The sequence below is a fragment of the Sorangium sp. So ce381 genome (assembly GCF_051473845.1).
Classification (GTDB): Bacteria; Myxococcota_A; Polyangia; order Polyangiales; family Polyangiaceae; genus Sorangium; species Sorangium atrum.
Window position 1 is genome coordinate 1,873,053 of the sequence record NZ_CP150336.1, and the last position, 13,845, is coordinate 1,886,897.

Annotated in this window: 9 protein-coding genes; 7 read left to right on the plus strand and 2 right to left on the minus strand. The window is 69.6% G+C overall.

Going from position 1 to position 13,845, the window contains the following annotated elements:
• Window positions 1-11 precede the first annotated feature (11 nt).
• The 5 genes from WMF29_RS07090 to WMF29_RS07110 all read left to right on the plus strand — a co-directional run bounded on the left by WMF29_RS07090 (window position 12) and on the right by WMF29_RS07110 (window position 7,391).
• On the plus strand, window positions 12-638 hold the full coding sequence (locus WMF29_RS07090; RefSeq protein WP_437328109.1) for a hypothetical protein: 627 nt from the start codon (window positions 12-14) through the stop codon (window positions 636-638).
• On the plus strand, window positions 629-1,666 hold the full coding sequence (locus WMF29_RS07095) for a hypothetical protein (protein ID WP_437328110.1): 1,038 nt from the start codon (window positions 629-631) through the stop codon (window positions 1,664-1,666). Before WMF29_RS07090 ends, WMF29_RS07095 begins: the two co-directional genes overlap by 10 nt.
• A 167-nt stretch (window positions 1,667-1,833) precedes the next feature.
• The gene (locus WMF29_RS07100; protein ID WP_437328111.1) at window positions 1,834-2,295 is read left to right on the plus strand and encodes a response regulator; all 462 of its coding nucleotides are present in this window, start codon (window positions 1,834-1,836) and stop codon (window positions 2,293-2,295) included.
• A gap of 5 nt (window positions 2,296-2,300) precedes the next feature.
• Window positions 2,301-5,150 carry a response regulator gene (locus WMF29_RS07105; protein WP_437328112.1) on the plus strand — a complete coding sequence of 950 codons (2,850 nt, stop codon included), beginning with the start codon at window positions 2,301-2,303 and terminating at the stop codon, window positions 5,148-5,150.
• A gap of 93 nt (window positions 5,151-5,243) precedes the next feature.
• Entirely contained in the window at window positions 5,244-7,391 is a 2,148-nt protein-coding gene (locus WMF29_RS07110) for a TonB-dependent receptor plug domain-containing protein (protein ID WP_437328113.1), read from the plus strand.
• 177 nt (window positions 7,392-7,568) lie between these two features.
• Here the strand turns inward: WMF29_RS07110 and WMF29_RS07115 are convergent, their stop codons facing one another.
• The gene (locus WMF29_RS07115) at window positions 7,569-8,879 is read right to left on the minus strand and encodes an ABC transporter substrate-binding protein (RefSeq protein ID WP_437328114.1); all 1,311 of its coding nucleotides are present in this window, start codon (window positions 8,877-8,879) and stop codon (window positions 7,569-7,571) included.
• 389 nt (window positions 8,880-9,268) lie between these two features.
• On the opposite strand from WMF29_RS07115, the gene WMF29_RS07120 reads away from it, so the two are divergent.
• Window positions 9,269-10,969, plus strand: coding sequence for a hypothetical protein (locus WMF29_RS07120; RefSeq protein WP_437328115.1), 1,701 nt, complete (start codon window positions 9,269-9,271; stop codon window positions 10,967-10,969).
• Window positions 10,970-11,067: 98 nt separating this feature from the next.
• Here the strand turns inward: WMF29_RS07120 and WMF29_RS07125 are convergent, their stop codons facing one another.
• On the minus strand, window positions 11,068-12,309 hold the full coding sequence (locus WMF29_RS07125; protein ID WP_437328116.1) for a hypothetical protein: 1,242 nt from the start codon (window positions 12,307-12,309) through the stop codon (window positions 11,068-11,070).
• Between the two features lie 426 nt (window positions 12,310-12,735).
• On the opposite strand from WMF29_RS07125, the gene WMF29_RS07130 reads away from it, so the two are divergent.
• Window positions 12,736-13,806: an FG-GAP repeat domain-containing protein gene (locus WMF29_RS07130; protein ID WP_437328117.1), complete on the plus strand. Its 1,071-nt coding sequence runs from the start codon at window positions 12,736-12,738 to the stop codon at window positions 13,804-13,806.
• Window positions 13,807-13,845 lie beyond the last annotated feature (39 nt).

Genomic DNA, 13,845 nt, shown 5'->3' on the forward strand with positions numbered 1-13,845 from the left:
CGGCCGGGCCCGTGGCCACGCTCTATGTGTATGCGGTGACACCGCTTCGCGCTCGCGCCCTCGAGCAGAAGATCGAGGAGTCGATGCCCGGCGTCGATGTCACCGTGTTCGGAAAGTTGAGCGATTTCAAAGCAGCGCTCGAGTCGGCGCCGCCCGACGCGGCCCTCTCGCCGAAGCCGGTCCTGGCTTCGCTCAATCGGACCGCCGACATCCAGGGCGTGAAGGCCGGGAGCGACGCGGAGCAGTACCTCCTGGTCTCGACGAGGGCGCTGACCAAGGAGATGCTCTCGGGTCTCAGATATGGGATCGTCGATCTGGTCGAACGAAAATCGCTCCCTAAGTTCGTAGCGGGGCTGCTGGGTGTGAGCGCTGCGCCCGAGGTCCAGCGCGTCACGAAGATCGAAGATCTCCTGCAGCTGCTCCAGTTCCAGACGGCCGACGCGGTCCTTCTCCCGGAGCGATTTCGTTCTGACTTCGAGTCGAGAAGCAAGATGACGTTCACGATCCTCAGCCTCTCGACGGCGAAGGTCGGGCTGGTGGCGGTCACGTTCCTGAGCGAGCGCCAAACGGTGGAGAGCGCGATCCGGAGGCTTCCGAAACACGTGCTCGCCGATCTGGGGGTTGACGAATGGAAGTAAGGTCGACGCGTCCCCTCTCTCGGCGCTCGCTGCTGCGGGCCTCCGCCCTCGCGGGGCTCGTGCTGTCGCTGAGCTGTTCGTCGGGCCCGGCCACGCACGTGGCCAGCGACCCGGCGCCGTCGCTCAAGGCGTCGCCTCCGGACGCGAAGCCGGTCATCTCCGTCATCGCCCCCTCGGACCCGCAGCTCGACGACATGCTGAGATCGCTCCGCGTCGAGCTGTCCCAGGAACACCATGTCATCACCTCGCTGCTGCGCAGCGAGGAGTCGAGCCCTGACCTCGTGGCGCGGATCGTGGCCCGCGATCGTCCGCAGGCGGTGGTGCTTGTCAACAACTCGACCGTGCTCCTGTATCGCGAGTGGGCGCGCACCGTCCCGACCCCGCCGGTCGCGCTGATCCTGATGGCGTCCTTCGCGGAGGAGCTCCAGCGCACCGTCCCCAACTCGGTCGCCATCTCTTACGAGGTGCCGGCGGTCACGGCCATGGTGGGCCTGCGCACGCTGGGCCTCGACGCTCATCGGGTCGGCGTCGTGTACCGCCAGGGCTTCGCGGATCACATCGCGCGACAGGAAGCGCTCATGCAGGTCGAGAAGCTGACCTTCGTCAAGGAAGAGCTCTCGAACAAGCCGCGCGTGCAGGACCTCCGCGCCGCGCTCGTGAACCTCCAGCGGGCGAAGGTCGACGCGATCTGGCTGCCGAACGACAATGGCCTGCTGAGCCCGAGGTTCTTGACGAACGTCTGGCTGCCCTATGTGGACCGGCTCGGCGCTCCGGTGGTCGTGGCCGTGCGTTCGCTCGTGAACGAGCACGCGGAGTTCGGGACGTTCGCGGCCATCCCCGACACCCAGGCGCTCGCGGTGCAAGCGGCGGACCTCCTCTACGAGCTCGCGGACGCCGACTGGAAGCTCCGGTCGTCGGGCGTCCGCCTGCCCATCTCGGTGAAACGCCTGGTCGACGTGAGGCTCGCACGGCGCTTCGGCCTGAATTCCAGCCAGTTCGGCCAAGTTGACTTTCTCATCGGTAGGTGAGCGCGTATCGGGGGGAATGGAGGCGCCGTGCGATTACCTTTCCAACCGGGCACATGGTCACGATGCGACGGGCTAGCTCGAACCATCGAGCTCCCCGGCTCGCCTGCCATCTGCTCGTCGCATGGGGAGCGTCGCACGCGTAGCTGCCATTCCTGGAGCGCGCCGTCATGATCCGGGTGCTCGTGATCGATGACGACGACATCGCTCGCGAGGCGATGCGCGCCGTCCTGGTCAGGGCCGGCTTCGACGTGGTCGAGCTGGCCACGCCCATCGGCGCGACGGCGGTCATCAAGCGAGACAAGATCTCCGTGGTCGCGCTCGACATCAACATGCCGACCATCAACGGCGACAAGCTGGCGAAGCTGCTCCGCGACAACGCGCAGCTCTCGAACCTGGGTATCGTCCTCGTCTCCAGCTGTGATATCGACAAGCTGAGCGCGATCGGCGAGAAGGTCGGCGCCGACGGCATCGTCTCGAAAGCGAAGCTGCACGTCGCGCTGGCGCCGGCGGTCGAGCGCGCGGTGGCCTCGCGCGCCGGGAAGACCAGCCCGCCGCCGCCCTCGTCTGCGGGGTCTTCTGCGGCGTCGTCCTCCTCTAACCCGCCGCCCTCGATGAGGCGTCCAAAGTAGAGTGCATGGCAACCCCGAACACCCACGGCTCGCTCCGCATCAAGCTGCTGCGCCTGATCCTGGGCGCGCTGCTGCTGCTCGGAGGCACCACGCTGCTCGCGAGCGGCGCGCTCATCTATTCGACGGATCGTGCGGTCCAGGCCAAGCGTGAGCAGGAGCTCCTGAGCGGTCTCGAAGAGAAGGCGCGCCTGCTCGGCTTCAATCAGGCGCTGGCGCTGCGCAGCCTGGTGGCGGACAACCTCTTCGGGGATGTCAAGGCGCTCATTCACCAGACCGTCTCCGAGAACAACGACATCGCCTACGGGTTGTTCTTCGACGCGGAGAACCGGGTCTGGGCCGCGAGCGGCCTGGCCCGGGTGCCCGCCTCGAACGACGCGCCCAGCCCGGCGGCGCCGAACTTCACCACGGCGGACCTGGAGTCCCTCGGGATCAGCACCGCGCACCAGACCCGGCTCGTGCTGCGGCGGCGGCAGAACCCCCTGGGCGGGGATGACGTCCTCGAGGTCGCGGCCCCGGTCATCTCGGAGGGGACCCACGCCGGGACCGTGATCTACGGTATCAGCACGAGGAGCGTCGTCGAGCGCATGGTCCAGGCCCGGGACCTCGCCGCGAACCGGCTCGTGACCACGCTCGGCCTGATCGTGGCGCTGATCCTCGGCAGCGGGGCGGCCAGCTATTTCCTCGTCAAGCGGGTCGCGGTCCACATCACCGAGCCGCTGCTCGCGCTGCGCACGGCGGCGGGGGCCATCGCCACCGGGCTCCGCTCGAGCGCGCCGTCGACCGAATCGCCCATCGTGGATCGGAAGAAGTGGGAGCGCGTGCAGATCACGAGCGGCGACGAGCTCGAGCTGCTCGGAGCGGCCTTCAACAGCATGGTCGAGGCGAACGAGCAGGCGTTCGAGGAGCTGCGCGTGAAGACCGAGCAGGCGCTCGAGGCGTCCCGGATGAAGAGCGAGTTCCTCGCCAACATGAGCCACGAGATCCGGACGCCGATGAACGGGATCCTCGGGGTCATCCGGCTCATGCAGAACCAGTCGCTCGACGGCAAGATGCGGCGTTACGTCGAGACCGTCGACGCCTCCGCCAACACGTTGATGTCGATCATCAACGACGTGCTCGACTTCTCGAAGCTCGAGGCCGGCAAGTACGTGGCGCAGCACGTCTCCTACGATCTGCGCCTCGTCATCCAGGAGGTCGCGGAGCTGATGGCGAGCCAGGCGCACGAGAAGGGCCTCGAGCTCGTGTACCGCGTCGAGCGCCGCGTCCCCACCGGCATCGTGGGCGACCCCGACCGGTTCCGCCAGGTGCTCACCAACCTGGTCGGCAACGCGATCAAGTTCACCGAGCGCGGGGAGGTGCTGATCGACGCCTCGATCTCTCAGCAGGACAAGGCCACGGCGCTCATCAAGCTCGCCGTGGTGGACACCGGCCCCGGCATCGCGCCCGACGATCAGAAGAAGCTCTTCGCCGCCTTCTCGCAGGTGGACGGCTCGCTGGTCCGCAAGCACGGCGGCACGGGCCTGGGGCTCGCGATCAGCAAGCGCCTCGTCGAGGTCATGGGCGGCGAGGTCGGCCTCGACAGCACGCCTGGGCAGGGCAGCCGCTTCTGGTTCACGATCAGGGTCGGCGTCACGGCCGGAGGCGAGCAGATCCGCTCCGCCGAGTGGGCGAGCGGGCGCCGCGCGCTCGTGGTGGAGAACAGCAGGAGCTGGCGCGACGTCGTGGTGGAGCACCTGGTGGCCTGGGGCTTCGACGCCGAGTCCGCGACCTCCGGCAGGGACGCCATCAATCGGCTCGAGCTCGCGGTGCTGGAGAAGCGGCCGTTCAGCGCCGCCGTCGTCGGCGTCCAGATGGACGATCTCGGCCTCGAGGAGTTCCTCAAGACCATCCAGTCGGTCCCGGCGCTGCAGACGCTGCCCGTGGTGGCGCTCTACCACATGGGATCGAGCGTGACGTTGAGCGGGATGGACTCCAGCATGGTCACGCAGCTCCCCAAGCCGCTCCGCGTCTCCGAGCTGTACAACACGCTGCAGAGCGCGCTCACGGGCGCCTCGACCCCGCCGCCGAGCAAGCCCGGCGCGGAGCCGGGCAAGATCGCGAGCAAGCTCCCCGTGCTGGTCGTCGATGACAACGAGATCAACCGCTACGTGGCGATGGAGCAGGTGGAGCAGCTGGGGCTGCGCGTGGAGACCGCGTGCAACGGCCAGGAGGCCCTCGAGTGCGTCAAGCGGAAGCAGTATGTCGCCGTGCTCATGGATTGCCAGATGCCCGTGATGGACGGGTACACCGCCACCCAGGAGATCCGCGCCTGGGAGCGCTCGAGGAATCGCCACACGGTGATCATCGCGCTGACGGCGCACGCGCTCGTCGGCGAGCGGGACCGGGTGCTCGCCGCGGGGATGGACGATTATCTGGCCAAGCCGGTGCGCCCTCAGTCTCTGCAGAAGACCTTGTGGCGCCACGTGGTCTTGAGCCGGGAGGAGCCCGGGTCGTCTCCGTCTCTCTCCGCCGCCGTGACGGAGGCGTCGAGCGCGCCCGTGCTCGACCCGGAGGTCCCGCGCTCGCGGAAGCTGATCGAGCTGGTCCTCAAGAACGTCCCGGCGCAGCTCGATGGCCTGGAGGGGGTCATCCGGAGCGCCGTGGCTGCAGAGATCAAGGCGAACGCTCACAAGCTGAAGGGCAGCATGCTCTCGATCGGCGCGGGACGCGTCGCGGAGCTGGCGGAGAAGATGCAGCTCGAAGCCGGTCAAGGCCAGCTGCCGCAGGCCCGCGACCTCGCGCGGATACGTGACGAGTTCGACGCCGTGAGCGTTGCCCTGAAGGAGGAGCTCGCCGCGACCGCCAAGGCGACGTGACGATCGCGCCGAATCGACGATGGACGAAGGTCTGGAGCCCACTGAACCCGCATGATGCTTGCCTCACTCGAAACCAGGTGGATGGTTGCGCTGGTGATCGCTTCGATCCCCGGTCTCGCATGGGCCCAGCCGACGGCCGCGACGGCGCCGGCAGCGCCGAAGGCGGTGGGGGGTGAGCGCCGGAACGACGCGCTCGAGGACGTCGACCTCTTGCGGCTGCTCGACGTCGAGGTGTCGACGGCCACCAAGACGCTGGAGACCCTCGACGACGCGCCCGCCATCATGACGGCGATCACCGCGGAAGAGATCCAGCGCTGGGGATATACGAGCGTCGGCGAGGTGCTGGAGCACGTCGTCGGGTTCTACCTTATCGACGATCACATCCTGCCGAACGCCGGCGTGCAGGGGATGACGGGCGGGCTGGGGGCCGAGAGCGGCGGGATCAAGGTGATGATCAACGGGCGATCGGCGGCGTTCCGGACCACCAGCGGCAACTGGCTGGGCACGGAGCTGATCCCGCTGTCGGCCATCAAGCAGATCGAGATCGTCCGCGGTCCGGCGTCGGCGCTCTATGGCGCCGATGCGTTCCTCGGGGTCGTCAACATCATCACCCTCGATCCGGAGGACATTCCCTTCGTCGACGGCACGGTGCAAGTCGGCGTGACGAAGGACCACCCGCGCGGCCGTCTCGACCTGGTGGGCGGCATGTTCACCGATCGCTTCGAGATGATGCTGACGGCCGCGGGGGAGCTCGATGATCGAAGCGGCCTGGAGATGCCTACCCAGTCCCCGGCGGCCCTCATCCCGCCCTACAACGCGGGGCGCCTGGACGCCCAGAACCTCGAGCGCATGTCGGGGGTCGTCGGGGCGCGCATCGGGTTTCGCAGCCCCGAGCGCGGGCACCACCTCAGGCTCAGCGCCTACTGGTCAGGCCTCCGGCGCGGCGGGGATTTTGCGCAATGGGCACAGCTCACCGGCGGGACGGACGACGACGGGAATCGCGCCGGCACGGTGGTCAGCCTCCAGCAGCGTCGGGTGGCGGTCGACGGGCTTTTCCAGCTGAACCGGGAGCTCGCGTTCGCGGTGCAGGGGATGTACTTCCAGGGCGGCGTCCTGCCGGCCGATCGCGTGGACGTCGCCGGCGGCTGGTACTACATCGAGCGGCGCATGGCGTATCGCGGCGTGGACGCGAACGTCGAGGCCCGGTGGATGCCATGGGACCGATTCAACCTGATATTGAATCTGGAGTCCGTCTACGACAAGGAGGACATGCCGTCCTTCCGTCGGGTCACCAAGGAGACGGGGCAGTCCTTCGGCTCGCCGGAGCGGGAGCGGCAATCGGCCGAGCTGGTCGACATCGGGGCGCTCCTTAGCGCCAACCTCAAGGTGATCGATCCGTGGCTGAAGCTCACGGGCGGGCTCCGTTACGATCACCACAGCAAGTATGGCAATCAGCTGACCGGTCGATTCGGGGCGACCTCGCACCTGGGGAAGACGGTCGTGGCCAAGCTGCTGTACGGCAGCGCCTTCAAGGCGCCATCCCCGTATTTGCTCTTCGCCCAGCCGCTCGTGCCGGGCGACGTGATCGGAAATGAGCGCCTGTCGCCTCAGCTCATCCACACCGTGGATGCGGAGCTGACGTGGAGGCCTGCTGTCTGGGCCTCGGCGAGCACGGGGGTGTCGTACAGCCTCTTGAACGACAAGGCAGAGTTCGTCCCGCGGGGCATCAACCAGACGGCCTTGAACGTGTCCAGCCAGAAGTCCTTGATCTGGGCGACCCGCGCCGAGCTGCGGCACGGCGACGCCTTCGGGGGCTACGGGTCGTTCGAGACCGTGCACTCCACCCGGGAGTCCGGCCAGGTGGGGTACCAGGCGGATCTGGTCGGCTCGTCGATGGTCGCTTACCCGAGCTGGATCGCCCGTGCCGGGGCCTATGTGAAGCTGCCGTCGCCGAGCTCCGTGCCGCTGGAGCTCTCGACGCAAGGGATCCTCGTCGGGCCCCGGCGGTCCGCGGAGGCGAGCACCCTGGAGGCCGGCGGCGCGTTCGAGCTGCCGACGTACCTCAGGTGGAACGCCAGCCTGGTCGCGCGCAACCTGTGGATCATCCCCGGGCACGAGACGACCCTGGCCGTGCGCGCCAAGAACATCCTCGGCACCTTCGGCCCGGATCCCGGGTTCTCGGGCTTCGAGTACCCGCTTTCGCCGCGCGAGATCTTCTTCGAGCTACGACACCGTTACTGAGCGACGGTCACCCGCTGAGCGACGGTCACCCGCTTCGGATACGGGCCCACCTCGACGTTTTCGGTGCTCAGCGCACCGGAGTGCGCTTCCGCGCCGAAAACGCCGATCTGGGCCCGTCTCCTGTGCGGGAGACCGCCGCTCTGCTCTGCAGTTTAGCAGAGCGGAGACCGCTCTAGATCATTGCTGGACCACGCACTTGGCGTCGAAGGGGTCGAGATCGCGGAACTGGTCGCCTTCGATGACCCACCTTTGCATGATGTGATTCCGGCTCGCCCCGTAGGCGTCGAACTCGTATTCGGCGGCCGCCCCGACGTAGCGGAGCGGGGTCCCCGCGCGGAGCTTGGCCATCGCGGTGTTCAGATCCCACCACAAGGCCACATCGTTCTTGGGATCGTTGAGCTCGAGGATCTTCTGCCGCAGCTCATGTCCGGACGTGATGATCTGCCCGGTGGTCGCGTAGCCGTACACGAGGCCCATCGCGATGAGGACGACGCCGTCGTAATAGAAGTGCGCTGCGGGGAACGGGACCTCGCCGTTCCACCGGCGGGAGAAGTGATAGGTGAAGGCGGTGGCGTTCCAGTTCGTGCAGTCGAGCTTCTCCCCGGTGTCGTCCTTGGGCCTGCACTCGCTCCGCAGGCTGAGCGAGGGCGAGATCCCATAGGAGTCGTCATCGAGGGTGCCTTGAGGGATGTTGGCGAGGAACACCTCGGTGTGCAACGCAGGGCCGAGGAGCCACCTGCCCGGACGTCCGCGGACGGTCCATTCGGTCACGATGGTCGAGGCGGCGGCGGGATAGGCGGCCAGCAGCGTGCGGCCAGCCGGCGCCCGCTCCGGGTCGTCCAGGTTGAAGGCGGCTTCGATCTTGTCCTTGTACGTCTGTGCGCCCGGCTTGAACGTCACCGAGGGGAGGATCCTGCCCTGGAGCGCGGCGAAATGGGTCGTGAACTCGGTGCTGACGCCTGTGTTGTAGTCGTCCCGCGCGGAGAGGCTATTGGCGGTGCGGACGCCGTCGCTGACGATGTATTTCGCGAGCGCGCAGCCGATGGCGAACGGGGAAGGGGCGAGCCTCATCCTGCCGCCCACGTCATCACGGCGCGCGATGGAGGGCGCGGCATAGCCCGGCAGCATGTGGAGGAGGTCCTCCTTCTTCACCTCGAACGCGATGTCGCGGGCGAGCTCGTTCTCTTCTGGCCCTACCAGGTAGCGGACGTCATCCGTGTAGATCAGCGAGAGAAGCTGGTCGAGCCCGCGCTCCTGGCTCGAGTGGCTGTCTCGGCTCACGATGTCGAACGGCCTCCCTCCGAGCCCGCCCGCGGCGGTCAGATCTTCGGCCGCGAGCAACATGGCTTGCTCGAGGTTGCGGCCGATGGCCGACTCGCTCCCGGAGAAGGGGAGGAGGGCCCCAATTTTGATGGCGTTCTCGGGCTCATCGGGCTCATCGGGCGCCGTCGACGAGCATGACGCGGAGAGCAGGGACGCGAGTCCCACAATCAGCCCGGTCTCCATACAGCGCATGCGTCGCCTGCGCGAACCCAGCCACGCGCCGGCTCGATGGAGGCAGTCCCGAACGGTAGGCATCCCAGTGTACATGGTTGTCCTTCGAGACGATGACATCGCATTGAGGACGGAGCTGTCAAGGGCCGTGGGTGCGATGCGCACCACAAGGTTCGCTGTTTGCGTTCTGCGATCGATACCCGTCGAACGCGGTTGTCGGGCTGCCGTGAGGGCGTGACCGAGAGAGAGGGAGCCCAGGTCGGGCGCCGGCCGCGGCGTCGTGCCGTGGGCGACGCGCAGGTTGCGCCGCCGCTCGGATTGTGATGGACGCCCGCCGCTCGTCCGCGAAACCTTTGCGGACCGCCCGTGTCCAAGGAGACGTGATGCCCTCCAACCTTCGCTCGCACTTCGCCTTCAACGCCCTCGCCGCCGCGATCGGGCTCTCCCTTGCGGCCTGCGCCGGGGCGCCTCCGCCCGCGCCGAACGCGCCGGTTTCGCCGGGCGACGGCCGCCCGGCGGCCCCGCCGCCGGCGCCGCTCCCGGAGGAAGAGGCCTTCGCCGTCCACGGCACGCTCAAGGACGAGTGGCTCCCGATCCTGAAGCCGGCGCCCTTCGACCCGAAGACCGCGCTGGTCCCCCCGGCGCCGGCCGGCGTGCCCGCCGCGCCGCGCGCCTGCGAGGCGTTCGCGCGGCGCGCCCCCGTCGCGCCCGCGCAGCCCTGCGGCGACGCGCAGGGCGCGATCGAGGCGCTCGACGCGGCGCTCGCCGAGGACGACGTCGCGAAGCGCGACGCGCGGCTCGCGGGCGTCGAGGCGTGCGCGGGCCTCGAGGCGGGCCTCGCGCGCGCGCTCCGGGCCGAGCTCGCGCCCATCACCTGCGGCGACGCCATCGCCGCGCCGCTCCTCGAAACGCCGCCCGGCGCGCTCCGGGGCGACCTCTACCAGGTGCTTCTCGGCCTGACGCTCTCGGCCCGGCTCGCGCGCACCGCGACCGAGCCGCCCACGCTGCGGCCGCCCTACGATGTCCAGCGCGTCCTCGCGTTCACGAAGGGGCCGCTCTTCGCGTGGGTGACGGAGCAGGCCCGGGCGATCGAGGATCTCGGGCGGCGCGGCGTCGAGCTTCCGTTCTACGCGAAGGGCATCGTCGCCGTGGAGTCCGGGCGGGCCGACATGCGGCTCGTCGAGGCGGTCCGGTCCGCGCCGCTGCCGGACGCCATGCGGAAGGACGCGGAGCTCGCCAACGTCTACTACGGCGAGCTCGATCAGCTGCTCGATCCCTGGAAGGCCCGCGGCCGTGACGCCGCGCTCGTCGGCCTGCGCGAGCTCTCGTCGGTCGGCGTGCTCCGCGACGCCCGCGTCGACGGCGCGCGCGAGATGCTCTCCCGCCTCTACGGCGGCCGGCGCGTCGACGCGCTGGACGCGCTGGAGCTGCCGCCGCTCGCGGCGGGCAGCCCCCCATCGTCGGCCGTCGAGCGGCTCGCGGCCCGGCTGCCGACGTACTACGCGGGCCGCCTGATCGCGCCCGAGGCGGCGGCGCGGCCCGAGCTCCTGCGCGTCCTGCTCGGCCGGGGCGTTCCACTGCAGCACCGCGCGGCGCTGCGCACCGCGCAGCTCTCGCCCGAGTCGAGGCTCCTCTATGCGAGGGCGCGGCTCGAGCTCGGCCGGCTGTACTGGCGGGCCGTGGACTTCGATCAAGCGACCGCGCTGCTCGCGGCGTGGCCCAAGGACACGCCGCGCCCCGCCGAGGCGACGGCGCTGCTCGCGGTCGCGCTGGGCCTGCGCAACGGCCCCGAGGACGCGGCGCTCATGATGCGGCGGGCGCCGCTCGCGGCGCTGGGCCTTGGCGATATCGCGGCGCTCGACTGGGTGGCCCGCGCGAAGCCCGCCTCGACGTACGCGGGCATCGCGGCGTACGACGCGGCCGTCATCAAGCAGATCGCCGCCCCGCAGGGCGCAGAAGCGAGCTACTGGTCCGACGTGGCGGCGCGCTTCCGCGAGGCACAGGCGCTCCTGACGGGGCCGCTGTCGAAGTCGGCGGAGGAGCGGGCGCGGGCGGCCGACGAGATCGCGCGGGCGGCGCGGTAGGGCGGCGCGCGGGAGCGCCGAGATCGGCTGCTTTGCGAGCCCCCGCCGCCGGTGCCGGTGCCGGTCGCCCTGTCTGAAGCGCCGGCGCTGCCAGCGGTCTACGGATCGATGATCCAAGGACCGCCCGAGCCGTCCTGGGTGCCGGCGCCGCCCGCGCCGCCGGTGGCCCCGTTGCCGCCCGCGCCGCCGGTGGCCCCGTTGCCGCCCGCGCCGCCGGTGGCCCCGTTGCCGCCCGCGCCGCCCGCGCCGCCGGTGGCCCCGTTGCCGCCCGCGCCGCCCGCGCCGCCCGCGCCGCCGGTAGCCCCGGCGCCGCCGGCTCCCGCGCCGCCGCCGCCCCCGTTGTCACCGGGGGTCGAGCCGTTGCCCGCGCCGCCGTTGCCGCCGGGGTCCACGTACGGGCCCGGATCGATCAGACCGCCGCCGATCGCGGCCAGATCATAGATGAGGTCGGTATCGAAATAGATACCGATCGGCCTGTAGGCGATGCCAGAGCCCACGACGACGGTCTCTGCCGCACGGGTCTCCCAGTTCCAGCCGGTGGTGCTGACGATATCCCATGTGTATTGCTGGTAGACCGGATAAGCCGAGACCCGCGCGAGCGCGGCCGTGGGCACGAACAGGACCGAGGTCGCGTCGAGCGCGACGGTCGCGCTCACGTCGAACCCGACCGCCTTGGTGATCTGCTCGTCCGACGGCACGCAATCGTCCAGCGGGCCCGGTGTGGGCTGCGCGCCCGAGGACGTGTTGCCGCCCGACGTGGCCGAGGAAGGCTGAGGACCCCAGGTGCCGCCGCCCGGCATGCCCGGCGCAGGCTGATAGCTCCAGGCGCCGCCGCTGCCCGGCATTCCCGTCGAAGGCTGAGGGCCGAAGGTGTCGTCGCCCCCCGGCGTGCCGCCCGGCATGCCCGGGAAGGGCTGGAAGAACCCGAACGGCTCGTCCTCCGATAGCGCCGGGAAAGGCCAGAAGTTGTTGAGCGCGCGGCTGCTTGCCGGGCGCGTGGGCGTCGCGGACTGGGGCTGCCGGGGCGTGACGGTGCTCAGCACGCGCACCGCCGGCGTGACGCTCGCCGACACGGAGACGCTGAGGGTCCGCGGGCCGAACCCCTCCGCCACGCGGAGCAGGTGGGCGGCATCCTCCCAGTGGAACGTATCCGGTAGAACGAGGACGTTCGTGATCGTCTGACCAAAACACAGGGCCTGCCGGGCCTCGCCGATCCCGGCTCGTGCGCCGCTGTCCGCGCGCTCGGGCACCTCGGGCGCCTCGCGCGGGCTCACGCAAGTGATGGATGGAACGAGCAGCATCGCCGTGCCGAGCACGAGCTTCACGTCAGGAACAGACATGTTCACTCCCCTGGGTTGCGATCAGAGCAGCGAAGCGACGGAGCTACTCCGGCGTGGAGTGCGCCGAGGAGCCGATCGTCGCCTTCCGCGTCCCGGTGTCCCGGGAGGCCTCTTCTTCCGACTCCGAGACGGCAGCGGCCAGAGCGCAGCCAGCCCGTGAGCTCGGGAGTCCTCCGTGAGACCAGCTCGATGAGCATAGAAGTCCTATGGGGCGACGCTCCCTGCAAGAAGCGTGGAGTGGAGCGCGCTCCCCTGCGCGCGCCACCGCGGCGTCCACGGCGCGAGCGCTCCCGGCGCCAACGCCGGTCGCGCATGGACTGGCGCTTGCCGTTGCAGGAGGCGCGTGAGCGGCGTGCCCACGGGCGAGGTCGCGCATCCCCCCAGGATCGGCGGCCGTGCCGCGCACGCGGCGCAGGAGAGGCGAGCGTGACGAGTCCTGTGGTCGTGACCAAGTATCTGTGTGCCGCCGCTGCGATTCACGCCGTGCTCGGCTGCGCCGCCGGCGTCGACCTGCCCGACGAGGGCGGATCCGCGCCGCCTGCGACTCCCACCCTCGGGGTCGCAGAACAGCGGGCCAGCGCCTACGGGTGGAGGATCATCCAGACGCTCGACTTCAATTTCGACGGAAAACAGGATGTCCTCTGGATCGACCCCGATCGCAGCCGCATGGCCATATGGTACATGGACGGAGTCCAGCTGCTCACGCCGGGCCCGATCCTTTATGGGCCGGCCGGCAGAGGCTGGATCGCCATAGCGAACGACTTCAACGTCGATGGCATGGGGGACGTGATCTGGCGGCACGATCAGCGGGACCTGATAACGATCTGGTACATGGACGGAGGCCGGCCGTTCGCGCAGGGGCCGATGATCCCCGGGCCGCGCGGCAGTGGCTGGGTGATCCGGCCGAACGACTTCAACCGCAACCTCGGCTCGGATGTGCTGTTTTACAACGAGGAGAAGAACCTGATGACGGTGTGGCTGATGGACGGCAGCCAGCTGCTCGCGCCGGGCCCGTTCATTTCGGGGCCGGGCACCGACTGGGATATCGGCCCGGTGCCCGACTTCAACTTCGACCGCATCGCGGACGTGGTCTGGAACGACGACGTGCACAACCTGATGACGGTGTGGCTGATGAGCAACACCGAGGTCCTCGGGCGGGGGCCGGTGATCCCCGGGCCGATCGGCGAGGGATGGGAAGTCCTCTGGGCGAGCGATTTCAACGCTGACGGCATGGCGGACGTGCTTTGGTCCAACGGGGACAAGGGCCTCGTGGCGGTGTGGCTGATGAACGGCGTCGAGCTCCTCGACGCGGGGCCGGTGATCCCCGGGCCGATCGGCGACGGCTGGAGAGCGATCGCCGCCGGCGACGTCAACGGCGATCTGATGACGGACGTCGTGTGGCAACGCCTGGGGACGAGCCAGATGGCGGTCTGGTTGATGAATGGCACCCACCTCCTCTCGCCAGGGCCGGTGATCCTGGGCCCCCCCGGCGGCTGACCCGACCCGGGCGGCTCGCGGCGCGCGCCGGCGCGCGCC

Excerpts from the sequence above, each read along its gene's own strand:
- WMF29_RS07120 (WP_437328115.1), top strand. The coding sequence starts at position 9,269 with ATGCCCTCCAACCTTCGCTCGCACTTCGCCTTCAACGCCCTCGCCGCC.
- WMF29_RS07125 (WP_437328116.1), bottom strand. The coding sequence starts at position 12,309 with ATGTCTGTTCCTGACGTGAAGCTCGTGCTCGGCACGGCGATGCTGCTC.
- WMF29_RS07095 (WP_437328110.1), top strand. The coding sequence starts at position 629 with ATGGAAGTAAGGTCGACGCGTCCCCTCTCTCGGCGCTCGCTGCTGCGG.
- WMF29_RS07100 (WP_437328111.1), top strand. The coding sequence starts at position 1,834 with ATGATCCGGGTGCTCGTGATCGATGACGACGACATCGCTCGCGAGGCG.
- WMF29_RS07105 (WP_437328112.1), top strand. The coding sequence starts at position 2,301 with ATGGCAACCCCGAACACCCACGGCTCGCTCCGCATCAAGCTGCTGCGC.